This window comes from Candidatus Stoquefichus sp. SB1 (assembly GCF_001244545.1).
Lineage (GTDB): Bacteria > Bacillota_I > Bacilli_A > Erysipelotrichales > Coprobacillaceae > Stoquefichus.
The window spans coordinates 233,662-256,716 of sequence record NZ_LN852695.1; the positions used below are offsets into that span (position 1 = coordinate 233,662).

The following is a 23,055-nucleotide window of genomic DNA, read 5'->3' on the forward strand; positions in this document are numbered from 1 at the left end:
GAAAACAATGGAAGAACGTGGAATTAAAAAAAGACCTTTAACATCTGAAATGAAACAATCATTCATTAACTATGCAATGTCAGTTATTGTCCAAAGAGCATTACCTGATGTCAGAGATGGACTCAAACCAGTTCAACGTCGTATTGTACATGGAATGAATGAGTTAGGATGTTATAGTGATAAACCTTATAAGAAATCAGCCCGTATTGTCGGAGAAGTCATGGGGAAATATCATCCACATGGAGACTCTTCAATTTATGATGCATTGGTTCGTATGGCACAGGATTTCTCATATCGTTATATGATTGTTGATGGACATGGTAACTTTGGTTCAATTGATGGTGATGGTGCTGCCGCAGCTCGTTATACTGAAGCCAGAATGTCTAAAATTTCAATGGAACTGGTTAAAGATATTAATAAAGATACAGTTAATTTTGTTCCTAACTATGATGGTGAAGAAACAGAACCAGAAGTCTTACCAGCGAGATATCCTAACTTATTGGTTAATGGAACAACAGGTATTGCAGTAGGGATGGCAACGAATATTCCTCCTCATAATTTAGGTGAAATTATTGATGCTATTTTAGCTGTTTCACATAATCCTGATATTACTATCATGGAATTAATGGAAGATTATATCCAGGGACCAGATTTTCCAACAGGAGCTTATATTTTAGGAAAATCAGCTATTAAAAAAGCTTATGAAACAGGTAATGGTTTAATTGTTATGCGTGCCAAAACGGATATTATTGATATTCATGGTGGTAAAAAGGCTATTATTGTTACTGAAATTCCTTATATGGTTAATAAAGCTCGTTTAATTGAGAAAATGGCAGAACATGTTAAAGAAAAACGTATTGAGGGAATTACTGAAATTCGTGATGAATCTAACCGAGAAGGAATTAGAATTGTTATTGAGTTACGTAAGGATATACAACCAGAAGTTATTTTAAATCAATTATTTAAATTAACTTCGTTACAAACAACTTTTGGTGTGAATTCAATTGCTTTAGTAAATAATGAACCACAAACATTAACTTTAAAACAAATGATTACATACTATCTAGAACATCAAGAAGAAGTTATTAAAAGAAGAACTGCTTTTGATTTAAAGAAAGCTGAAGATCGTGCTCATATATTAGATGGATTAAAACGAGCATTAGATCAAATAGATGCTATTATTGAATTAATTCGTACATCTAGAACAACAGAAGTTATTCAACAAAGATTAATGGATGAATTTGATATGTCTGAAAGACAGGCAAAAGCTATTCGTGAAATGCAACTACAAAGATTAGCTGGTTTGGAAAGAGAAAAAATTGAAAATGAATTAAATGAATTATTAGCACTTATTGCTGATTTAAAAGATATTCTTGAAAATAGAGAGCGTATTTTATCTATTATTGAAGAAGAATTATTACAAATTAAAGATAAATTTGCTGATAAACGAAGAACTGAAATTATTCAGGGAACATTTGATTTAGAAGATGAAGATTTAATTCCAGTTGAAGATGTTATTATTTCTTTAACAACAAATGGTTATGTTAAACGTACACCTGTTGATACTTATAAGACTCAAAATAGAGGCGGTAGAGGTATTAAAGGTATGGGAACAAATGAAGATGATATTGTTGATTCATTAATTCATATGAGTACCCATGATGATTTATTATTCTTTACTAACTTTGGTAAAGTTTATCGTATTAAAGGATATAATGTTCCTGAGTTTGGAAGAACAGCAAAGGGATTACCAGTTGTTAATTTATTAAATCTAGAAAAAGATGAATATGTTAAATCTATGATTTCTATTCATAAGGATGATATAGAAGATGATAAAGATTTATATTTATTCTTTGTAACATTAAATGGATTAGTGAAGAAAACACCAATTGATGAATTTAAAAATATTCGTCAATCTGGTAAGATTGCAATTAATTTAAGAGATGGAGATCAGTTAGTTGCTGTGAAATTAACAACAGATCATGATGAAATATTAGTTGCTGCTTCAAATGGTAAATTAATTCGATTTAAAGAAAGTGATGTTCGACCAATGGGAAGAACTGCTTCTGGAGTTAGAGGTATCAATGTTGATGGTGGACATGTCGTTGGTATGACAACAAATGGAGAAGGTCAATTTATTATGGCTATCAGTGAGAATGGTTATGGTAAGATGTCTCCAATTGGTGACTATCGTGAATCTCATCGTGGTGGTAAAGGTGTTAAAACAATTAATACAACTGAAAAGACAGGACAACTTGTCGCATTAAGAGCTGTAAATGGTGATGAAGATTTATTAATTATTACAAGTGAAGGTATTGTTATTAGATTACCAATGGAACAAGTCAAAATGGCTGGTAGAAATACACAAGGTGTGAGATTAATTAAAGTTTCTGAAGGTGCAACAGTTTCTAGTGTTGAAGTTGTAGAAAAAGCCGAGGAAGAAGAACCTGATGTAGAAGAATAAGAAAAGATGTGATTTATTCACATCTTTTTGCTTGCCCTATGAACTCATGACTTTGATTGTTAATTCTTATTTCTTCAGGAGCAGAACCACCAACATCAAGAACAGAAATACCATATGAGTAAGGATAAAACTCAGTATTATAGGTTGTTGTTTCATAAGCACCTAGTGGATAAAATTCTATGATTTCATCTTCAAAATTATAACCAAATGCAAAAACAGTATAATCATCTTGATTAGATATCACTTTATAATATATATTTTTATCTTTTACACCCATTGTTTTTGTATACAAAATTTCATAATAATTTCCTAATGTACTTTTAAAAAGATAAAAATAGATTTGATCTTTATATTGAGCAAGAACACCTATATATTTTCTTACAGTTATTGATTGATGAATTGTTATTTCCTCTTTATTTTCAATATGGTTAATCTGAGCTATAGTATCACTATAGCTTTGTTCTGTATTTAAATAATATTCTTGAGGAGAATTTTGTTTTATATAATAACCTGCTAATATTAAAATCAAAGATATAACGAGTCCTAATATAATGATTATTTTCTTTTTCATGTTTCCCACCTCTTATTTTATTTTATCATAAAAGAAAACATAAATTGACAAATTTAGCAATCTTTCATACAATAAGTTTAAAGTAGGTGAAAAAAATGGCAAAAGATAAGAAAATACATATAAATCAAACGTTTAAAAATATCATCATTATTATCGTGATTGCAGTTGTTTTCTTTTTCGTTGGAAAAGTTTGGCCAAGTGGTGAAGATCCAACTGTTATGACAAGTGATTTATTATCACAACAAATTCAAAGTATTAGTGAACTTGCTACTGTAGAATATAATTATACAAATATGGGAAAATTTGAAAATCAAGCAACTTTTTATGGATGGAAAGTTCCATTTACAACCAAAAGTTTTATTATTTCATATGATGGAAAAATAAAAGCTGGTATTGATATGAGTGTTGTAGAAGTTAAAATAAGTGGTAAGACAATTCATGTTAAGGTTCCACAAGCTAAAATACTATCACATGAAATAGATGAAAAGAGTATTGAAGTTTTTGATGAAACAAAAAATATTTTTAATCAAATAAGTATTACTGATTATAATCAATTTGCAATTGATCAAAAGGATAAAATGGAATCAAATGTTAAAGAAAAAGGATTACTAAAAGAAGCTCAAGAAAAAGCTCAATCAACAATAGAAACATTTGTAAAATCTTTAGATTTAAAAGATGAATATAAAATAGAAATAACTGAGCTTCAGTAAAGTCTTTGAAAACAAACTCTATGCTTATGTGTTTTCTCAATATATTTATTCATATCTAATTTTTATTCAAAAAATAAAATTGATTTAAAATAAGTATAAGAAAAAACTAATTTTCAAAATATGAAAGTTAGTTTTTTTACTTTAAAAAAGAAAAATGAACTTTTTTTGTGTATATATAAGTATAGGGATCTTTTGAATAAATATTTACTTTAAGCAATTATTATGGTATATTGTTATTAGATTCCTTATATCAATATAAGGAGGGATTTATTAAATGACTTTATTTGTTCATGAAGGCAATACTGATTATCTTGATTCTATTGCCAGACTGAGACTGATGGATGATGACTTCATGAGGATTGTCTTTAAGGATGAGGATGTTGTCAGACAGTTTCTTGAAATTATCCTTGATAGGAAAGTTGATATCATTGAATGTCATGCTCAGTATGATATCAATAATATTCTGGGTAGATCTATCAGTATTGATGTACTTGTCAGGGATGGTGATGACTATATCAACATTGAAGTGCAGAGAGATACCAAAGGAGCACATCCTAAAAGAGCGAGGTTTCATGGAAGCCTGATAGATGCGAATACATCATTTCCCAATGAACAATGGGATAAGCTACCCAATGTCATCATTATCTTTATAACAGAGACAGATGTATTGGGATATGGATTGCCAATCTATCATATTTGTTCAATAATTTCTGAAAATACTCAATGGTTTAAAGAAGGAAGGGAGATTATCTATGTGAATGCAAGCATTCAGGAGGATACAGCACTAGGGAGATTAATGCATGATATGTTCTGTACTGATCCAAAAGATATTCATTATGAGTTTCTAAGAAAGAGAGTAAGATATTACAAAGAAAATGAAGGAGGGAAAAGAAAGATGTGTGAGATATGGGAAGAAATCAAAAATAAAGGAAAACTTGAGGGCTTACGTGAAGGCGAATCCATTGGAAAGCAAGCTGGATTGGCTGAAGGAGAGATAATAGGAATCCTAAAATCAATTCGCAAACTTATAGCTAAGAATGGTTACACATTAGAAGAAGCACTAGATTTCTTAGATATCCCTAAAGATGAACAATCTAAGTACATAGAAAAATTCACTTCATAATAAAATTGGACAAATTAATTTTGTCCTTTTTTTAATATGTTATTGAAATTCATTTGATATATAGTATAATATTAGCAATTTGGGGATTTTTTTAGGAGGTTAGTTATGAATTCAATGAAAAACGGGAAGAAACTTGCATTTAAGATGGTTATTGCCTTGGTATGTGGTTTATTAGCAGGATTTGGATGTATCATGTTAAGAGAAAATTTATTAGCAAGTGGTCAAAGTGGTGTATGGACAACGATAAATAATATCTTTTTTCAAGACATTACTGCTGAAGGTGCAACTCAGGCTATAGGTATCTTCTATATTATTGGACAACTCTTTGTTAATTCTTTACAGTTAATTATTGTACCAATGGTTTTTGTTTCAATTGTCTTAGCAATCTGTGTTATTACTGATACAAAGAAATTAGGAAGAATATCATCAAAAACAATATTAACATTTTTTATTACAACAGTTTGTGCACTTATCTTTGCAGGGGCAATTGGATCTTTTGTTTATAGTACAGGTGCATTTAATGCGGTTGATGCTACAAATATAACAGTTCAACAAGGAACAGTAGGAACGAATCCTTTAAGCATTATTTTATCTATTGTCCCTAATAATCTTATTTCTGCATTTTCTAATAATGGTGGTGTTTTGGCTATCGTTTTCTTAGCAGTTGCAATTGGACTTGCTATGAATCAGTTAAAGGAAAAAACAAAGACACTCAAAAAGTTATTGATTGAATTAAGTGATATTATTTCTGTTTGTTTATCTTTCATTATTAATAAATTTGCACCTATTGCTATCTTTTGTTTATTAACAAGAACTTTTGCAGCTTATGGTATAGATTATTTAATGCCAGCATTAGCCTATGTTGTGACGGTTCTTATTGCATTAATTATCTATTTAGTGGTTGCTTATCCAATATATTTGCTAACTATGGCTAAAATGAATCCAAAACCTTTTATGAAGAAAATTGCGAAAGTTGCATTATTTGGTTTTTCAACATCATCTAGTGCTGCTACACTTCCATTAAATAAACAAACAACAGTAGAAGAAATGGGTGTGAGTGAGCAGATTGCATCATTTACATTACCGCTTGGTATGACGATTAATATGGATGGTACAGCTATCATGCAAGTGATTGCAGCAATATTTGTTGCAGCAAGTTCTGGTTATGATGTGACATTTACATCAATGGCTGTTATTGCTGTATTGGCTTTAATTGCTTCTATTGGAACACCTGCTGCACCAGGTGCTGGAGCCGTTATCTTATTTACAATTCTAACAGGAATGGGTTATACAAATGATGCAGCATTACTTGCCTATTCACTAATTCTTGCGATTAATCGTCCAATTGAGATGTTAGTGACTTCATTAAATGTTGTTGGTGATTCATCAACGTCTATCATAGTTGCTAAAAAAGAAAAAATGCTAGATGAAAATATATATAATCAAGATTAACTTTTTCAATAAAATTATTGGTGAATTTAGATTATCTCTTTAGAAGTTCTTATATGTCGGTATAGCCCGTATTTTCGGGCTTTCCCGGCATTTTAGATATGGGGAGAAGTTCTTATATACCCTCATAACCTTTTAGGTTTTCCCTCTCAATGGTAGTAAAAAAGTAGTAAATTGCTCTGCGGCTATGCTGCAATCAGCCTTTCCATTTCAGCCTTTGCGGAAGCGAAAGTTGCGTGTGCGTAATAATTCAGTGTCATGGTGATATTGGAGTGTCCCATAATATACTGTAACGCTTTCGGGTTCATGCCCGCATTGGCTAAGTTGGTGCAGAACGTATGACGCAGGGTGTGAGGTGTCATTACTTTGGGTAAGGCTTCCTCATGGCACTTGTTGTACTTCTTCGCAAGCCCCCGGAACATATTATCATAGCTTGTCGCCGTTTTCGGGCAACCGTCCCGGTTGAGGAAAAGGAAATTGCTGTAACCGTCAATCGTGATCGGCTTCGATCCCTTGCGGTTCTCCAACACGCGCCCCAACGCTTCATATACTTTTTCACTCATTGGAATTTGTCTGATACCGCTTTCTGTTTTGGGCTTCTCTATGTAGTAGCCTGTTTCCGCGCTCCGTAAAAGCTGGTGGTCTACATTGATTATCCTGTTTTCAAAATCAAGGTCGGTTTCAGTTAGTCCGCAGAGTTCGGAAACCCTAAGCCCTGTCCCCAGCAGTATGATAACCTCGTCACGGTATTTCTGATAGACGCTATCACCTTGCATAAAGGATAAAAGGCTTTCTTCCTGTTCCGCTGTGAGAGGTACTTTCGGCTCTGTGTCGTCCTCAATCACGGTGTTTAGCTGGAAGTCAAAGGGGTTCTTCCTTATACAGTCGTCCTGTATCGCTGTGTAAAAAGCAGCTTTCAAAGAACGCTTGTCATTGCTTATGGTCTTATAGGATATTCCCTTTTCTTTCATGCGCAACGCCCATTCTTTCGCGTCGGACAGTTTCACACTGTCAATGGGGCAGGAACCAAGTTTATCCGCTTCCAGCAGCTTCATCAGCCGTTCGCGCCCCTTTGTGGTGTTATGCCTTACGTTCCCCCGGTGGCGGTTCTGCTTTGCGTAAAGCTCGCAGACGGTCATTTTCTTTCCGATTGTGTCTATCCCGTCGTCAAGGTCTTTCCGTATCTCTTTTTCTTTTTCTCTAAGGGATATGTCGTCACGCTTCCCGGCTGGGGTCTTGTCCGTAGGTACTAACTTCCACGCATAGACAAATTGCACTTTACCAAAAGTATCGGTATATTTATAAGCATATCTCCCGTCTTTTCTCTGGCTCTCTCCCGAACGCAAAATGCGGTTTTTATTATCACGTCTTTTCTCCGACATTGTTTTTGCTCCTTTCCGTGTCGGAAAGAGCCTTGATATGCTTATATTTATTATAGCACATTCAAGGCTCTTTTTCACTATCTTTTTCGCTAAATTGCGTCCAGTGTGTCGATGATTTTTTCAAACTGTTTCCTCTTGATCTGAATACGATTCCCGTTCAAGATCACCCAGCCCGCCGTAGGGTTTTCCTCCGCAAGTTTCCGCAGTTTGTTCTCTCCAATGCGGAAATATTTTGACGCTTCCTCAATCGTAAGCGTGTACTTTTCCCAAATAGGCACATCAGCATTGTTCATTCTATAAATCCCCCTTTCAAAAATGGGTAAAAGGTTAATAGTGAAAAGGGGCTGTGATCGGACGGTTATTAGCATAACCTCATGGGAATTTCACCCCGGCATGGTTCTCATGCAGCCCTACCCATTGCCTGCGACGCTCTTAACGCTCGGACTGTGGCTGTAAGGAAGTATCATTGTATATTCTGCGTGTCGTTGCCCGCAAACCGCTACACTTGCTTTCCGGCGCGGTGTTGGTCGCTCGGCTGTCCGGGCGGTGATAACCTCGCCCGGATAGCGTCATGGCGCACCCGCCGTATGGCTCGACGCAAAAGGAACGTATCCGATTTGCCCTATGCTGCGCCGCCGTTATCTTGCGCCGCTTTCTTTTTCAAGGTTCAAAATGGCTGTGCTACCCGCGTCAACAGCGGAACGGAAAAGGGGGTGAGAGAAAGCGTCCCGCCGCCGTTGCGGTTATTCCTCTGTCCTAAAGGTGAGGACAGCCATCATCAGTTTTGCTTGCAGCCGTTCCCGAATGTCGTGGTCTACGCCGAAATAGACGTTCCCGCGCTCGTCGTACAGCTTCCGCATGGAGAGGCGGGCTATGTAGCCGCTAAAATGCTGCAAGACAATCTTCATGGCGTCCGGGTCACCCTTTGTCGCTGCCACAATGACAGGATAGGGAACAAGGGCATTTTCCGGGTAGCCGGGTTCGTTACCATTCGTCCCATTCATCAGCATTTTCCTCCAGATATTTTCTTAATTTCTCAAAAGAGCTTGTCCGCCTGTACTGTATCGTGCTTCTCGATGTATTGAACAACTTCGCAATCTCGGTGTCGTTCATTCCCTCGAAATAGTACAGGAGTACGGCTTTGCGCTTTTCTTCCGGCAAAGTACGGATTGCTTCAAGAAGCAGCTTCGGCGTGATTTTCTTCCCGGCTTTCTCAAAGACGGTTTCGGCGGTTTCCCGTTTGAAATATTCATCAAAGGTATGAAGCTGCCGCGCTTCGTCTAAGGGCAAATCGGAAAAGGTGACTTCCCTTGCCTTATGCCTGTGCAGCTCCCTGTGAGCGTCACACGCTTCATTGTGCAGCACCGTATTACAAAACTTCTGAAAAGCACATTGTTTGTAAAACTCCCTGCTATTAGGTTCCACATTCTCACCTCCTTTCTCGTTGGAAAGTTGGTGGTGCTTCCCCCTTTTCGCGGGGCAATACGGCGTTTTTGAAAAACGCCGAAGATTTTTTGAAATTTTTTCAAAAAATTTTTTGAGCAGCAAAATACGCCTGTCCGAAAAGCCCGGACAGGCGTATAGGTATTGTAAGCAGTATTTAGATGATTAGACAGTTCATAGTCAAGGGTAGAGAGGTTCCCGGCGGTGGTCGGGCTTTTTTTGATATGTCAATGACCGTCGGATTTTGTCGATAGGGTATGTGCTTCATGGCGGCTACCTCCTTTAGCCGCCGCTTTTAACAGTGATACCGCGTCATTTCATTAGAAGATAAAAAGAAACGGCGGCTTTGATTTTTCAAAGCTGCTGCGGAAATCAAAGAACGACAAGCAACATTTCTGATTTTGCTCCAATATGGTTATTAGGGGCACAAATTAAAATCAAAAAAGAGCCGATAACAGCAGTATTTCAAACTGCATATTATCGGCTCTGCGTCTGTGCGTCTGGCTCTTTTAATTAAATTATTTCTGTTGTTTTTTGGCTTTATTATATGTATTAGCTAACTGTCCACAAGCTGCTTTAATCTCTCTACCATGAGAAACTCTCATGGTAACTTCAAGTCCTGTTTGCTCTAATTGATGTTTGAACGCAACCATTTCTTGTTTTTGTGGTGCTCTAATTTTTGAATTACTCGTCGGGTTGTATTGCAGCACGTTAATCATAACATTTTTGCCCTTAAACCATTTTGCAAGTTGCCTTATATCTGAGGAACGGTCATTTATACCTGGTAAAAGCAAATACGCAAATACCACTTTTCGATTATGCCTTTGAGAATAGGACAATGCTTGCTTAACAACATCTTCAATAGCGTACATGTGCATATGAGGAATGATACAGTTTCTCGCAGCCTGTGTTGCTGCATGTAAAGATATTGTCAACTGAATTTTTAGATGTTCTTCGCGCAATTTTTTTAATTGATTAACTGGACCAACTGTTGATACGGTAATGCCGTCGGTTGGAAAGTTAAGTCCATTTCTATCTCGAAGAATATGGATTGCTGCAATCAAGTTGTCGTAATTGAATAAAGGTTCTCCCATTCCCATAAAAACGATACGATTTACTTTTTGACGTATCAATACAACCTGCTGCACAATTTCAGACGGTGTTAGATTACGAACAAAACCATTGCGTCCGGACTCACAAAAAATACAGCCAACAGAACAACCAACTTGCGTACTTACGCAAACAGTCCCACCATCTCGCCGTTTAATAAAAACCGTTTCAATATACCTGTTATCTTTCAATTCATAAACATACTTTTCAGTATCGCTACTTTTATAGACTTTTTTTGTTGATATTGATAGATTTTCTTTGTGAAATGGCTGTTTATACAATTCCGTATATAAGGCTCTTGCTTTATCCTCTCCAATTACTTCCGACATTTCTTTGTAAGTAAATCCGTATGGGTCATTCAATATTTCCGTAGGTGTACTTTTAGGTAAGTGTTTCATTTAAATATCCTTCCTTTTCAAAATTAAAAAGTTTGTTTTTCAGAGTTTTTGATTATGATTTCTAGTTTTTCAACATCAACGATATGCGTTAATTTACATTTAGGGCAGAAAAGAGGAAAATTTCTTAATACCGTATTATAAAATACTTGAACCCTCGTCTTTCCGTTACAAATTGGACATTTTATCCAATATTTTTCAAGCATAATATTTCTCCTTTTGCACAAAAAAATGCAGGTCAATTCTCAACATGAGCATTGACCTGCATTTATACATATAATACTACAACAAAATTAAGGCATAGTTTTTATACTATGTCTATACGTCGTTAGTTTTGTTGTATAGCATACGCAAAATAAGCATGACAAAAAAGCCCATATTGAAAATGGGAAAAATCTTTTTTGATTTCAATGCTTATCGAATACGCATGCTATGTAACATAAACATTCCCCCCTTTTATATAATATTATATACAAAAGCAGCTTGTTGTCAACATATATATATATGAATTATTTTGGCTAACTGATAGAACTATGTAGACATATCCAAGAAGAAAGGGGAACAGTAAAATGTAAGAGGGTGAATAACTATGGCAAAAAGACCAGTACCAAAATACGACTTCAAGGCTTTTGGGGCAGCGATAAAGGCAGCGCGTGAAGGACGCAAGGAAAGCCGCAAGAAAGTAGGCGACGAAATGTTTATCTCGCCGCGCTACCTTGCGAACATTGAGAACAAGGGGCAGCACCCAAGTTTACAGATATTCTTTGAGCTGATACAGCGTTACCATATATCCGTAGACCAATTCCTGTTAGACACGCCCGCTGCAAAGGACACAAAGCGGCGGCAGCTTGACGCGCTCCTTGACGGTATGAGCGATACAGGCATACGGATTGTGACCGCAACGGCAAAAGAGATTTCCGAAGTCGAAAAAGAGGGCGAATAGGAATGTCCGGCTTAAAACTGAACAGGATTTAGAGAGCGTTGTAATCTTTTTTGAGATTGCAGCGTTTTTCTTTTGCGGAAGTTTGGCAAAATCGCTTTTTCTCCGTAGTAGGGGATAAGAGCCTAAAGGATAAAAACATTCGTAGCAAGCATAGGAAGCGGGTACCCACTTCCGTATTTTCCCCCTCCCGCGCTGCGGCGCGTCGGTTGAAAATTGCTTGTTGGGAAGTGTCCCAAACCCTCGGAACGGAAAGGAAAGGAGCGAATACATGGACGGACGCAAAAGGACGGTACAAATCAAATTCAGAGTGACGGAAGCGGAACGGGATTTAATACTGGAAAAAATGAAGCTCGTACCCACCCGGAACATGGCGGCGTATCTGCGGAAGATTGCCATTGACGGATATATCATTCAGATAGACCACGCCGACATAAAGGCTATGACCGCAGAGATACAAAAAATCGGTGTCAACGTCAACCAGATAGCACGCCGCGTAAACGCGACGGGGAACGCATACCAAGAGGACATAGAGGAAATAAAGGGGGTGCTTGCGGAGATATGGCGGTTACAAAGATTAAGCCTATTAAAAGCACTCTAAGCAAAGCCCTTGACTATATCGAAAACCCGGACAAGACGGACGGAAAAATGCTTGTGTCCTCTTTCGGCTGCTCCTATGAAACGGCAGATATTGAGTTTGAATATACATTGTCCCAAGCACTCCAAAAGGGGAACAATTTAGCCTTTCATCTGATACAGTCCTTTGAGCCGGGGGAAGTGGATTATCAGAAAGCCCATGAAATCGGAAAGCAGCTTGCCGACGCGGTAACAAAGGGGCAACATGAGTATGTTGTGACGACGCACATTGACAAGGGGCATATCCATAACCACATTATTTTCTGCGCGGTGAACTTCGTAGACCACCACAAATACAATTCCAACAAAAGGAGCTATTACGGTATACGGAACATGAGCGACAAGCTGTGCCGGGACAATGGGCTTTCCGTGGTCGTCCCCGGCAAGGGCAGCAAGGGAAAGAGCTATGCAGAATATCAAGCGGAGAAAACGGGGACAAGCTGGAAAGGCAAGCTAAAGATCGCCGTGGACGCGCTCATTCCCCAAGTTTCCAGCTTTGAGGAACTATTGCAGCGGTTACAGGCGGCAGGATATGAGATCAAGCCCGGAAAATATATCTCATGCCGCGCACCGGGGCAGGAACGGTTTACCCGTCTGAAAACCCTCGGCACGGACTATACGGAGGAAGCCATAAAAGAACGGATAGCGGGCAAGCGTACCCGTGCCGCCAAAGCTCCAAAGGCAGAGCGCAAGGGCGTTAATCTTCTCATTGATATTGAGCACAGTATCAAAGCACAACAAAGCCGAGGCTATGAACAGTGGGCGAAAATCCACAATCTGAAACAGGCGGCAAAGACTATGAATTTCCTTACGGAAAATAAGATTGAGCAGTACGCCGATCTGCTCACCCGGATAGAGGAAATCACCACGGCAAGCGAACAGGCAGGGGACAGCCTAAAGGAAGTGGAAAAGCGTCTATCAGATATGGCATTGCTCATTAAGAATGTCACTACCTACCAAAAGACAAAGCCCCTCTATGAAGCCTACCGCAAAGCCCGGAACAAAGAGAAGTACCGGGCAGAGCATGAACGGGGTATTATCCTCCATGAAGCGGCGGCAAAGGCACTAAAGGCGGCGCAGATCGGCGGCAAGCTCCCCAGCGTCCCCGTCCTCCAAGCGGAATATGAAAAGCTGCAAGGACAGAAAGAAAGCCTTTATGCCGATTATGGCAAGCTGAAAAAACAGGTGCAGGAATATGATGTTATCAAACGGAACATAGACAGTATTTTACAGACAGAGAAGCAGCCGGAGCGGGAAAGGCAGACAGAGCGCGGATAAGGACACAAAAAAATAGCCGGGACGCGGTAGCTGTCAGATAGCCACCGCGCCCCGGTTTTCTCATGGGTGCAGAGATTGGATTGTTACGCAATAGAACCGCATTTCCGGGGGTAAAGGTATAAATCCCTTGCCGTCTTATTTCCCCGCCCGGAAAGCCGCATAAATCAAGGCTTATTTTGCCCCTATCGCGTCACATTCGCCCGCATTTTCCTCATACGCTCGGCGGTCTGTCTGCGGGTGATACGCTTCCGGCAGTCCGGGCAGTAGACAGCCCGGTTAGAGCTAGAAACAAAGGGCGCACCGCACACGCTACACCGCCTCATATCCTCCGTATGGCAAAGCTCGGCGTACAGCTCCTTATCTGCGGGCAGTACCGCAATGCGGAACCATTTACAGAGCAGGGAATAGGAAATGAGCTGCGGGCATACGCACTCGTCCCCGTCGTCAAGCAAGATACAGTTCCCATTATCGCAGTTACAGCACGTCCGGCGCACAAGGGTATTGACTTTCCGGCTTTGGGGCGGCGTAAGCCGCTTAATGTCGCTCATACCTCGTCGGCGGGGTAAAGGGCAAGCCCCGCAAACTCCGCTTCGGTCATGCGCCCCACTTTGGCAAGGGTACGGGCGGCAAAGTCCCGCATTTCCCCCTCCATAAAGGGCAGCGCGGCGTTCATAGCCACTACAAGCCCCTCCTTGCTGCCTGTCATGTAGATACTCAAAAGGTTGGTTTCCTCAACCGTGAAATTGTTATATTTGTTCATGCTCATACCTCCAATCCGTGATCTTTCTTTTTTGCCGCCGCCTTTTTCGAGACGGTTCTCTTTTTATCCTGTGCAAGCTGCGCCCGGACAGAGGGGCGGGGCTTCCTTACCTCCTTGTCCCGGTTCTCGTCCTTACCGATCAGTGCGTATGTACCGTAGCTGTTCTTGATCTGTGAGAAAGCAAGGGTCTTATAGGGCAGCATGGAGAAAAGGCGTTCCGTGTCCTTTGTGGACGCAAGCCGTTCAAAGGACGGGGACAGCTCCACCATGAAATGAGATTTATCCGGGCTGTTGGGGGCAGACAGCTTTTTCATGTCTGCCACAATGCGCCGCGCTTCATGCTCGATCATACCCTCATGCAATGCGGCGATATGTTCCTTTAAGTCCCCCGGTGTCAGCTTATCCCGGCTGTGCTTTTCTTCCCGTAACAGGGATTGCAGGGCTTCCGGGTCTTTCGGCTGTACTTCAAAATATTCAAACTTCCCAAGCTGGGGGTCGGGATAGCCATTAAAATGTTGCTCGGCTGGCTGCTCCCTCGTCCCATGCTCATAAACAAGCGTCACCGTCCCAGCGTCAACAGTATTGTCTTTGACGCGCTCATAGTGTTTTTCATAGTCCAGCTCATAGAGATTGCCCGTGATCTTCCCGTCCTGTACCCCGGTCAGCTCCACGGCGTAAGCAAGGATAGGGTCGCGGGTCTGCTCCTTGTAGAAACGCCATGTATTATGCGGGGCGGTGTCGCTGATGAAAACGTCACGCTCCCGAAAGCAGTATGTCCCGGACGGGCGGGAAAGCCACAAGAGCGTTTTGTCAGCGGGGTTTTGGCTTGCCGCCTTTTCCGCAATGATCTTTTTGTCAATGTCAAAATCACTCTGATAAAATCCCGTGTTCTGCTTCATAATGGCTTCAAGGGAAGCGAACACGTCCACATTCTCAAATTTATTCAATTTCCCCATAATCAGCTCCTTTCCAAGTCCTGCGACTTGCTTCTTGCCTGTTTCCTCTGCGCTGCCCGTTCCTTGTCGGCTTTGAGCTGCGCCCGAATAGAGGGCTTCTTTTCGGTCTTTTTCCCCGGTTTCGTTTCCTTTCCCTGTTCCTTTTCCGCTTTCAGCGCGGCGGCATACTCGGCAAGGGAGATCTGTTCGCCGTTTCTTGCCTTTGCTTCCAGCTCGTCAGCGGTAGGGGTATTGTTGATGATACCGTCAAAATGGTTGTCGTTCTGCTCGATAGCGTCCTCGACGTGCTTTAGGGTGTCTGCCTTTTCCGGCTGCTCGGCGGCAACTGCAAACGCCTGTGTCCCGTTCCCCATAATGAGATATTTTCCGTCCTCCGACGTATGGTGAAGTCCATACCCGGCTTCCCTCATTTGTTCGGCGGTCATATCGGTTACAGAAAAGCTCCCCCGTGGCGTTCTGATCTGCTCCCCGGTCATGCGGGTGTCGGGGGTAAGCTGCGGTGTCTGCTCCTGTAAAAACTCCGGCACTTCCTTATAGCCGAAACTGTCAACGTAATGCGCGGTGTCCTCCCCGTTGTGATGAAGCACCACTATATCCGATACGGAAAGGCTGTGTCCCTTAAAATCTTTGGGGTGGTCGATATTGAAACGGGTATAAATATCTTCAAGGGAAGTCCTCGGCGTAAGCTCGGCGGTGTAGATCAGATTATAATTTGCCGCTTCCACGGAAAGCCCAGCCGCCTGCAGACGGTCGTAAGGCTCAAAATGATAGTCCCGCATACCGTCCCCGTCCTTTAACTGGTAAATGGAAAAGGTGTCTTTGTCCGGCTCTTTCCCGGTGGCGGTCGGCTCCGGCGTTCCCTGTCCCGGCTCGGCGGCGGGCTGTGCTTCCTGTGCCTTTGCATAAAGCTCTTTTACGTCGCCCTGTGTCAGTTCCCCGGTTTCCAGCTTCCCCAAAAGCTCCCGGCACTTTTCCGGGGTTCCCGTGTAGAGAATATCCCCCAGCTTTGCCATGCCGTTATCCTGCGCGACATACTCCTGCAAAATGTAGCTGTTTTCCGGGCTGTCACTGTACGGGTTCTGCCGCACCTTGTAAAAGGTTTCCGGCGTGACGGCGTTCCCCGGCTCCGCGCCCTGTGTTTCCTCCTGCGGCTGCTCCGGGACGGCTTCTTTCTGTGCGGCGGCTTCCCGCCTTGCCCGTTTCTGTAACTCGGTGGGGCTTTCCCCGTTAAGGGGCTGTATGCACTTGATACGGTCGGCGGCGTAGATCGCATTGTCGTTTAGCTGCCGCTGCCATGCTTCCGCGCTGGGCGCATAACGGAAGCCGTTCCCTTTTAATTCCTCCCGGATTTCCTTGTCCGGCTTTTCATCAAAGAAAATCTGCAAGCGGTTATCCGCTGTATTGGCTTCCACACGTCCCCCGTCAAACTCCCAGCCCACATATCCAAGCTCTTTCCTGCGGGTAAGGGCGGTAATGCGGTCTTTCAGCCTGTGGATTTCCGCGTTGTTGTTGGATAATTCATAGCTTTCAAAGGGTTTCGGGTTCCCCCGCCAGCTCCCGGACATGGACGCTTTCATTTTTTCAATCTGCTCCGGGGATAAATGGGGGCAGCCGTCAAGGGTCTTATGCTTGCGGTAGTAAGCGTTGACCGCTTTCATGGTTTCCTGCAAGGCTTCCAGCTTTGCAAGTTTGCTTTCCAGCTTAGAAACGGCGTTCGGGTCGTCGGCACTGATACCGCCCATGCCGGTACTGCGGATTTTGTCAAGCAAACCCTGTATCTCCCGGTATTCCTCCATGTTCTTATCTGCGGCGGCGTTCTGCTTCTCCTTTTTGCGGACAGGGAAGTTGCTTCCCCCGGCAATCATAATGGACGGGACGCGGGCGGTGATCTCATAGCCCTTATTCATGTTCGCCGCCAGCTTCCGGGCGTAAGCGTCAAGCAGCCCGTCAATCCTTTCATGGAAAGAGGGGTCAACGCGCTTTTTCTGCCTTGCAGCAAGCTCGGCGGCTTCGTCTACATAGTGGCGGTATTCTGCCGTTGCGCTTCCGGGCTTGTAATCGGAAAAACTGATTGCTTCCTTTGCGCGGCGGGCTGCGTTCTCATTGATCGGGTAGTATGTAACCTTTGTTTCCGTCTGCTCCGGCTGTTCTGCTGTATGGCTCTGCGGGTCGGCGGCTTTCTCCGTCTGCACTTCTTTCCGCTGTGCAAGCGTCTTTTCCGCACGCTCCCGGACTTCTTTGCTAATTGACAGCGAATACAGGTCAGAGGTTGAGGAAAAGCCTACGTTGTTAAAAACATAATCAACATCAGTTTCTTTCAATGCCCCCGCTGTAAAATAATCTTCCCTTGTGGGGTTCTCGCTCACTTTTCCGTCTGATATGGCATAATTCAGCCCCGTTTCTATGTGGGAACAGATTTTACCGTCAACGGCAAGCGTCACATAATACCAGCCCATGTGACCGCCGCTTTTCTCGTCCGTACCGTCGTTAAATTCCACATTGAGCAGGGTGTAGGGCTTCAAGCCTTTCTGTCCGGCAATCTCATTGTCTTTTGTTTCCCGCTTCCTAAGTGCGGAAATGGCGGCTTCCTTTGTTGCGGCTATGATCTCCGGGTTGTACCGTACCAGCGCGGCATTGACACATTCAGTCTGCACTTTTACGGTTTTCGCTTGCGGTGTCCTGTGGTTGCCGATAAACAGGGACGCGCCATTGTCAAACTTGATAGATATGTCGCTTGTACCGCGCCATTTCCCGGTACAGGGGGAAGTTTCTATTTTGCCCGACGTACTGCCGAAAGCCTGTGCGACAATCCCGATCTTATCCTGCAAGGGGAGATTTTCGTACTGTTTGGCGATCTCAACCGCTTTTTTCTGTAAATCTGTAAGGGGTTTGTCGGCGGTCTGTCCTGCCTGTTCCGGCGTGTCTGTTTTTTCAGAAACAGGGCTTTTCGGCTCCTGCGGCTCTGTGGTCTGTGCTGCTTCCGGCTCCGGGGCGGCGTAAGGTTCGTACCCGTTGGCAGCGTATTCCTCCACGGTCATTCCTGCGGCGGCTGCTTCCTGTGCGATTTCCTCCTTGACGTGTTCCTTGTAGGCGGCAAGCTCCACGTCAAAATCTCTAAGCTGGGGAACAGGCGGCAAGTTGTATTCGCCTTGATTGACAAGCCCCCTGCACTCGGCAACATAGGCTTGCATGGCGGTATGGTAGGCGGTTTCCGTAGAGGTAAGGCTCTCCCCGGCTTGCAGGGCTTCCGTAGAGATACGCTCCATTTCGGATAAATTACAGTGCAGTTTGAGATAGGGGATAAATTCATTCAGCAGCATTGCCCGGTGTTCCTTGTCGGCTTCCAGTGCTTCCTTGCCCTCGTTGTGCAAAAGGTAGTTTTCCCATTCTTTATCGTTCAGATAATAGGTGTGGTGCTGCTCGATATGCTCCACAAGGGAACCGTCCCCGTCGCCCAAGTCCTGCCGCCCCTCGTAGTGGTCGGCTATACCGTTCATCACATAATCAATGCGGAACGCCACTTTATCGTAACCGGGGCTTGCAAGATTCGCTTCGTCCAGCCCTGCGATAAGGGTATTGGCGCGGGATAGGGGGATTGTTTCGCCCTCCCGTAGCTGGGGGCTTTCGCTCCATTCGATTGTAACGGTCGGCTCTGCCGCAAGGTCGGGTGTCGGCTCTTTTTCTGCTTCCTGTGCTTTCGCAGCTTCCCGTTCTTTTTGCAGCTCTGCAAAATGCCCGTCAATGCTGTTGATGATCTCGGCGGCGGTGGCACGGATTGTTTCAAGGGACGTTTTCAGCTCCGCAAGCTCCCGCCCGCTGCTCCACCCGGCGACGTACCCAAAGGAATAGTCGGAAGTGTCAAGCCCGTAGTGCTGGCATACGGTATAGGCGATACTTTCCGCCTGAACTTCACGGGTGCGGCGGTCGGGTCTGTCCCCCTGTTCCTCCTGCGGGGCGTTAAGGTCAATGTCGTGCAACTTCGCGTGGGCGATCTCATGGATAGCGGTCTTTAGGTTCTGAAGCTCGCTCATGCCCTCGTCAATGGCAATGCGCTTTTCCTCCAAGTGGTAGTAGCCGTGGGCTGTCCCCTCGATCTTCTCAAAGCCCATAGGCACGGGAGAGGTCTTTTCCAGCGCGGCGAAAAAATCCTCGTACTGTTCCACGTCCCCGGTCAGCTCGTTTGCGCCAATGGCGGGAAGCTCCCGCCCCTCGGTCTGCGATACGTCAAAAACGGCGACGACTTTATAGGCGGGGATTTGGATTTCTTTTGTTTCCATGACGGGCTTCCCGTTGCTGTCTGTCACCGTCTTTCCCGTCTGCGGGTCTTTTTTCTCTACCTCCTGCCGGATTTTGTACGGCGACGGGGCAAGGATACGGATACCTTTTTCCCCGCGCATTACGTTCCGTCCAAAGTTATTTTTCCATGCGTTAAATCCAGCGATAAGGGAAGCGTCGGGCTTCTGCATGGCAATCAGCAGCGTATTGTTGAAGCTGTAATTATGGAACTTTGACATGACTTGCAGATATTCCTTGTAGCGTTCACTGTCAAATAAATCCGTGATACCCTGCTCTAAGCGGTCTGTGATCTCCTTGATCTTTTCAGCGGGCTTGTCGGCGGTGAGGATAATCGGGTTGACCGGGCGCGGCTGGGGCGGCGGTTCCTGCTGTGTCCCCGGCTGGGGTTCCTCCTGCTCCGGCGCGGCTTCGTCCTTTTCCAGTTTATCCGGGGTGGGGTGTTCCGGCTCCGGGAAGCTCATTACCTTGTATTCTTTCGGTATGTCATTTTCCCGCCCATTGTACCACTGTGAAAAGGTGTTGCCGTTGTTGTAGATATAGCCTTGATCGGTAAACTGTCCCCGGTCTTTCAGTACCGCGTCCCGCCCGTATTCCTCGTACTTGAAATATTTCTTTGCTTCTTCGGGCAGCTCCAATTCGTCCAGCTCGTCAATAAGGTAATAGCCATAGTCGGCTTCGGTTCGGACGGTGGGATAAATCCAGTAGCAGTCAAGATTTTGTGCAAGGTTGATAAGGTCTTTCACGCTCCCGGCGTGTTCCCCCAGCGTTACCGCCGCCGTGAATTTGTTCCTGTCCTCGTCGCCCTGCATTTCTAAGAGCTTTCCAAGATAATTCAGCTCGTCAATGGTGCTTTCCTGTATCACGGAAAGCGGCACGTCAAAGGGGTATTGCTCGGTGTTGGAAAATCCGTTAATGAAAAAATCCTGCGGGTTCTCCGCTGTAATGCCGACGCTTTTCATGGCGGCGTGAAGCTGCTCCGTGGTGGTCGGCATGGATAGCCATTCGCCGCCCGGTTGCCCGGTTTCAAAGCGGCTGCGGCTGTCGATTAAGATTGAAAATGTTTCGCTCATTTGCATTTGCTCCTTTCTTTTATGGCAGCATTGCGGAAGCTGCTTTTTTTATTGTTGCCCGGTCTGCCTTGCAGCACCCGCGCTTTCTGCCAAGATTTTAATTTTTTCAAGAGGGTTTGGGACACTTCCCAACAAGCAAAATCCCCGTCCGGCGCGTCAGCGTCGAAAGGGGATTTACGGAAAAGGGTACTCTTTTCCTATGCTTGCTACGAAACTTATTTTTTCTTCGGTATCTCTATCTTGTAGTTGACGTACTTCCCGCCCGTATCGGCTAAAACAACGGTTCCGTCGTAGGTTTTGCCTGTTTTCGGGGAATACAAGCCCTTGACATTTATCTTGCCGGATTTTAAGAGGGCGGCGGCAATCTTCGGGGTAAAGGTGACTTTCCTTTCTTCAAAGAAACGGTCATTTTTCCACATGGTAAAAGCACAATCCCGGTTAGAACAGTAGAAATTCTTCCTGCCCTCATGGACGGGAGAACCGCACCGGGGGCATTTCCCGATAGAGGGCTTTTCTTCCCCGCCCGTGAAAGCTACCTTGTCCTTGTCGGCGGTGGCGTTCTCCTTTACCAGCTCCCGCGCCATAGCTTCAATGCGCTGCATGAAGTCCCCGGCGTCGGCGGCTCCCTTTGCGATCTGCGTCAGATTGTTTTCCCATTCGGCGGTAAGCTGCGGGGAAGTGAGCATATCCGGCAGCACCGACACAAGGGCGGCTCCGTTCTGTGTGGGGATAAGCTGCTTTCCCTTGCGCTCTGCAAAGCCAGACTTCACCAGCTTTTCAATAACGGCGGCGCGGGTGGCGGGAGTGCCAAGCCCCCGGCGTTCTGCGTCCGGGTCGGTGTCCTCGTTCCCGGCGCGTTCCATTGCCGACAAAAGGGTTGCTTCGTTGTGGGGCTTTGGCGGCGTTGTGAAATGCTCCGTCACCTTTGCCGTGGGACTTTCAAAGCTCTGTCCCTCGGAAAGCTCCGGCAGGGTGTTTTCCCCGTCACTGTCTGCGTCCTCCGGGTCGGGCTTGCCTTTCAGCGTTGCCCGGTAGCGGCGTTCAAGGTCTTTCCAGCCGCCCGCAAGCACCGTCTTTCCCCGCGCCGTAAATTCTGTATCTGCGCATGAGAAAACCGCCGTGACCGCTTCAAAGATATGCGGCTCGGCGGCAGCGAAAATAAGACGCGCCCCGGCAAGGGTGAGGATATTCCTTTCACTTTCCGGCAGCGCGGCAAGGTCGGTCTTTGCAAGCTCCATAGTAGGGATAATGGCGTGGTGATCTGATACTTTGCTGCTGTCAAGTGTCCGGGAAACCTCCGGGGTAAACTCTGCGCCCTCCATAAAGGGGAGCTTGCCGGATAACATGGCAACGGTCTTTGCCGCCGTGTCCCCCATGTCGTCGGTCAGAAATGCGCTGTCTGTCCGGGGGTAGGTAAGCAGCCGCTTTTCATACAAGGTCTGCGCAAGGTCAAGGGTCTGCTTCGCCGTGTAGCCATAGATTTTATTGGCTTCCCGCTGTAAGGAAGTGAGGTCAAAGAGTTTCGGCGGGGCGGCGGTCTTTTTCTCTTTTGTGAGGGAAACACAAACCGCCGTTCCTGCTTCACAAGCTGCTTTCAGTGCGTCGGCTCTCGATTTATCCGAAATCCTTTCGCTGGCGGCTTCCGCGCCGGACAGGTCAAGGCGCACATGGTAGTATTTTTCTTTCTTGAAATGGGAGATCGCTTCGCCCCGGTCAACCAGCATTTTCAGTGTGGGGGTCTGCACCCGCCCCACGTTCAAGGTCTTGTCATACAGGCAGGAGAAAAGGCGCGTCGCATTGATACCAATGATCCAGTCGGCTTTTGCGCGGCATAATGCGGAAGCATAGAGCGCGTCATAGTCCCGCCCGTCTTTGAGGTCGGCAAAGCCCGCCTTGATCGCCTTATCCTCCATTGAGGAAATCCACAAGCGGCGCATGGGCTTGTTGCAGCCCGTCACTTCATAGACAAAGCGGAAGATCAGCTCGCCCTCGCGCCCAGCGTCGCAAGCATTGACTACCTCGGAAACGTCGGCGCGGTGCATAAGCTCCTTTAAGATTGAAAACTGCTTCCCCTTGTCGGCGGCGACGTTGTACTGCCATTCCTCCGGCAGAATGGGTAAGCTCTCATAGCTCCACTTTTTATACTGCTCCCCGTAGGCGGCAGCTTCCGCAAGCTCCACCAAATGACCGACACACCAAGAAATGAGGTAGCCCCCGCCCTCGATATATCCGTCTTTTTTCTCTTTTACCCCAAGCGCGGCGGCGATACTTGCCGCGACGCTGGGCTTTTCTGCAATCACTAACTGCACTTAAAAATCCTCCTTTCATTTTCCCATGTTTTTCTCTGTCAGCTTCTTGATACAGTACCCCACGCAGGGCGGCTCCCGGTTGTAGGGACAGCCCTTGCAGCGCGGGGGAATGGAAGCGGGCGGCGATTTTCCACGCCGCCCGTCACCCGGTTTCTGTATCATC

At 44.7% G+C, this 23,055-nt stretch carries 19 protein-coding genes; 7 read left to right on the forward strand and 12 right to left on the reverse strand.

Annotation, left to right across the window (positions count from 1 at the left end):
- Window positions 1–7: 7 nt before the first annotated feature.
- Complete coding sequence (gene gyrA, locus BN1865_RS09210; RefSeq protein ID WP_050636975.1) at window positions 8–2,464, forward strand: DNA gyrase subunit A; 2,457 nt, start codon at window positions 8–10, stop codon at window positions 2,462–2,464.
- A 13-nt stretch (window positions 2,465–2,477) separates the two neighbouring features.
- Here gyrA and BN1865_RS09215 read toward each other — a convergent pair whose 3' ends face one another.
- Window positions 2,478–3,035 carry a hypothetical protein gene (locus tag BN1865_RS09215; RefSeq protein ID WP_050636976.1) on the reverse strand — a complete coding sequence of 186 codons (558 nt, stop codon included), beginning with the start codon at window positions 3,033–3,035 and terminating at the stop codon, window positions 2,478–2,480.
- Window positions 3,036–3,130: 95 nt separating this feature from the next.
- Between BN1865_RS09215 and BN1865_RS09220 the strand changes: the two genes are divergently transcribed.
- The 3 genes from BN1865_RS09220 to BN1865_RS09230 all read left to right on the forward strand — a co-directional run bounded on the left by BN1865_RS09220 (window position 3,131) and on the right by BN1865_RS09230 (window position 6,320).
- Window positions 3,131–3,745 (forward strand): DUF4230 domain-containing protein, encoded by a 615-nt coding sequence (locus BN1865_RS09220; RefSeq protein WP_050636977.1) that lies wholly within the window; start codon window positions 3,131–3,133, stop codon window positions 3,743–3,745.
- A gap of 274 nt (window positions 3,746–4,019) precedes the next feature.
- The gene (locus tag BN1865_RS09225) at window positions 4,020–4,868 is read left to right on the forward strand and encodes a hypothetical protein (protein ID WP_050636978.1); all 849 of its coding nucleotides are present in this window, start codon (window positions 4,020–4,022) and stop codon (window positions 4,866–4,868) included.
- Window positions 4,869–4,973: 105 nt separating this feature from the next.
- Window positions 4,974–6,320, forward strand: a complete 1,347-nt coding sequence (locus BN1865_RS09230) for a dicarboxylate/amino acid:cation symporter (RefSeq protein ID WP_050636979.1) — start codon at window positions 4,974–4,976, stop codon at window positions 6,318–6,320.
- A 182-nt stretch (window positions 6,321–6,502) separates the two neighbouring features.
- On the opposite strand, the gene BN1865_RS09235 is transcribed toward BN1865_RS09230, so the two are convergent.
- The 6 genes from BN1865_RS09235 to BN1865_RS09260 all read right to left on the reverse strand — a co-directional run bounded on the left by BN1865_RS09235 (window position 6,503) and on the right by BN1865_RS09260 (window position 10,853).
- Window positions 6,503–7,699: a tyrosine-type recombinase/integrase gene (locus BN1865_RS09235; protein WP_050636980.1), complete on the reverse strand. Its 1,197-nt coding sequence runs from the start codon at window positions 7,697–7,699 to the stop codon at window positions 6,503–6,505.
- Between the two features lie 89 nt (window positions 7,700–7,788).
- Window positions 7,789–7,992 (reverse strand): excisionase, encoded by a 204-nt coding sequence (locus BN1865_RS09240; protein WP_016284327.1) that lies wholly within the window; start codon window positions 7,990–7,992, stop codon window positions 7,789–7,791.
- Between the two features lie 450 nt (window positions 7,993–8,442).
- The gene (locus BN1865_RS09245; RefSeq protein ID WP_016289899.1) at window positions 8,443–8,703 is read right to left on the reverse strand and encodes a helix-turn-helix domain-containing protein; all 261 of its coding nucleotides are present in this window, start codon (window positions 8,701–8,703) and stop codon (window positions 8,443–8,445) included.
- Window positions 8,684–9,124 carry a sigma-70 family RNA polymerase sigma factor gene (locus BN1865_RS09250; protein ID WP_050636981.1) on the reverse strand — a complete coding sequence of 147 codons (441 nt, stop codon included), beginning with the start codon at window positions 9,122–9,124 and terminating at the stop codon, window positions 8,684–8,686. Before BN1865_RS09250 ends, BN1865_RS09245 begins: the two co-directional genes overlap by 20 nt.
- Window positions 9,125–9,660: 536 nt before the next feature.
- Entirely contained in the window at window positions 9,661–10,650 is a 990-nt protein-coding gene (gene rlmN / locus BN1865_RS09255) for a 23S rRNA (adenine(2503)-C(2))-methyltransferase RlmN (protein WP_002569187.1), read from the reverse strand.
- Between the two features lie 23 nt (window positions 10,651–10,673).
- The gene (locus BN1865_RS09260; protein ID WP_002588768.1) at window positions 10,674–10,853 is read right to left on the reverse strand and encodes a cysteine-rich KTR domain-containing protein; all 180 of its coding nucleotides are present in this window, start codon (window positions 10,851–10,853) and stop codon (window positions 10,674–10,676) included.
- A 383-nt stretch (window positions 10,854–11,236) separates the two neighbouring features.
- Here BN1865_RS09260 and BN1865_RS09265 point away from each other — a divergent pair, with 383 nt between their 5' ends.
- The 3 genes from BN1865_RS09265 to BN1865_RS09275 all read left to right on the forward strand — a co-directional run bounded on the left by BN1865_RS09265 (window position 11,237) and on the right by BN1865_RS09275 (window position 13,501).
- On the forward strand, window positions 11,237–11,590 hold the full coding sequence (locus BN1865_RS09265; RefSeq protein ID WP_009447119.1) for a helix-turn-helix transcriptional regulator: 354 nt from the start codon (window positions 11,237–11,239) through the stop codon (window positions 11,588–11,590).
- Window positions 11,591–11,858: 268 nt separating this feature from the next.
- Window positions 11,859–12,188, forward strand: a complete 330-nt coding sequence (locus BN1865_RS09270) for a plasmid mobilization protein (protein WP_002569185.1) — start codon at window positions 11,859–11,861, stop codon at window positions 12,186–12,188.
- A complete protein-coding gene (locus BN1865_RS09275) occupies window positions 12,149–13,501 on the forward strand; it encodes a relaxase/mobilization nuclease domain-containing protein (protein ID WP_050636982.1) in 1,353 nt (450 codons plus the stop codon). Before BN1865_RS09270 ends, BN1865_RS09275 begins: the two co-directional genes overlap by 40 nt.
- 182 nt (window positions 13,502–13,683) lie before the next feature.
- On the opposite strand, the gene BN1865_RS18015 is transcribed toward BN1865_RS09275, so the two are convergent.
- The 5 genes from BN1865_RS18015 to BN1865_RS09300 all read right to left on the reverse strand — a co-directional run bounded on the left by BN1865_RS18015 (window position 13,684) and on the right by BN1865_RS09300 (window position 22,892).
- The gene (locus BN1865_RS18015) at window positions 13,684–14,049 is read right to left on the reverse strand and encodes a cysteine-rich VLP domain-containing protein (RefSeq protein ID WP_082189949.1); all 366 of its coding nucleotides are present in this window, start codon (window positions 14,047–14,049) and stop codon (window positions 13,684–13,686) included.
- Window positions 14,046–14,261, reverse strand: coding sequence for a transposon-transfer assisting family protein (locus BN1865_RS09280; RefSeq protein ID WP_082189950.1), 216 nt, complete (start codon window positions 14,259–14,261; stop codon window positions 14,046–14,048). Before BN1865_RS09280 ends, BN1865_RS18015 begins: the two co-directional genes overlap by 4 nt.
- A gap of 2 nt (window positions 14,262–14,263) precedes the next feature.
- Window positions 14,264–15,217 (reverse strand): hypothetical protein, encoded by a 954-nt coding sequence (locus tag BN1865_RS09285; protein ID WP_050636984.1) that lies wholly within the window; start codon window positions 15,215–15,217, stop codon window positions 14,264–14,266.
- Window positions 15,218–15,219: 2 nt separating this feature from the next.
- Window positions 15,220–20,583, reverse strand: a complete 5,364-nt coding sequence (locus BN1865_RS18405) for a YodL domain-containing protein (protein WP_082189951.1) — start codon at window positions 20,581–20,583, stop codon at window positions 15,220–15,222.
- 215 nt (window positions 20,584–20,798) lie between these two features.
- Window positions 20,799–22,892 (reverse strand): DNA topoisomerase 3, encoded by a 2,094-nt coding sequence (locus BN1865_RS09300; protein ID WP_050636985.1) that lies wholly within the window; start codon window positions 22,890–22,892, stop codon window positions 20,799–20,801.
- Window positions 22,893–23,055: the final 163 nt, after the last annotated feature.

Excerpts from the sequence above, each read along its gene's own strand:
- BN1865_RS09245 (WP_016289899.1), bottom strand. The coding sequence starts at position 8,703 with ATGAATGGGACGAATGGTAACGAACCCGGCTACCCGGAAAATGCCCTT.
- BN1865_RS09220 (WP_050636977.1), top strand. The coding sequence starts at position 3,131 with ATGGCAAAAGATAAGAAAATACATATAAATCAAACGTTTAAAAATATC.
- BN1865_RS09275 (WP_050636982.1), top strand. The coding sequence starts at position 12,149 with ATGGCGGTTACAAAGATTAAGCCTATTAAAAGCACTCTAAGCAAAGCC.
- BN1865_RS09225 (WP_050636978.1), top strand. The coding sequence starts at position 4,020 with ATGACTTTATTTGTTCATGAAGGCAATACTGATTATCTTGATTCTATT.
- BN1865_RS09260 (WP_002588768.1), bottom strand. The coding sequence starts at position 10,853 with ATGCTTGAAAAATATTGGATAAAATGTCCAATTTGTAACGGAAAGACG.
- BN1865_RS09240 (WP_016284327.1), bottom strand. The coding sequence starts at position 7,992 with ATGAACAATGCTGATGTGCCTATTTGGGAAAAGTACACGCTTACGATT.
- BN1865_RS09235 (WP_050636980.1), bottom strand. The coding sequence starts at position 7,699 with ATGTCGGAGAAAAGACGTGATAATAAAAACCGCATTTTGCGTTCGGGA.
- BN1865_RS09280 (WP_082189950.1), bottom strand. The coding sequence starts at position 14,261 with ATGAACAAATATAACAATTTCACGGTTGAGGAAACCAACCTTTTGAGT.
- BN1865_RS09215 (WP_050636976.1), bottom strand. The coding sequence starts at position 3,035 with ATGAAAAAGAAAATAATCATTATATTAGGACTCGTTATATCTTTGATT.
- BN1865_RS09230 (WP_050636979.1), top strand. The coding sequence starts at position 4,974 with ATGAATTCAATGAAAAACGGGAAGAAACTTGCATTTAAGATGGTTATT.
- rlmN (WP_002569187.1), bottom strand. The coding sequence starts at position 10,650 with ATGAAACACTTACCTAAAAGTACACCTACGGAAATATTGAATGACCCA.
- gyrA (WP_050636975.1), top strand. The coding sequence starts at position 8 with ATGGAAGAACGTGGAATTAAAAAAAGACCTTTAACATCTGAAATGAAA.
- BN1865_RS09270 (WP_002569185.1), top strand. The coding sequence starts at position 11,859 with ATGGACGGACGCAAAAGGACGGTACAAATCAAATTCAGAGTGACGGAA.
- BN1865_RS18405 (WP_082189951.1), bottom strand. The coding sequence starts at position 20,583 with ATGAGCGAAACATTTTCAATCTTAATCGACAGCCGCAGCCGCTTTGAA.
- BN1865_RS18015 (WP_082189949.1), bottom strand. The coding sequence starts at position 14,049 with ATGAGCGACATTAAGCGGCTTACGCCGCCCCAAAGCCGGAAAGTCAAT.
- BN1865_RS09285 (WP_050636984.1), bottom strand. The coding sequence starts at position 15,217 with ATGGGGAAATTGAATAAATTTGAGAATGTGGACGTGTTCGCTTCCCTT.
- BN1865_RS09265 (WP_009447119.1), top strand. The coding sequence starts at position 11,237 with ATGGCAAAAAGACCAGTACCAAAATACGACTTCAAGGCTTTTGGGGCA.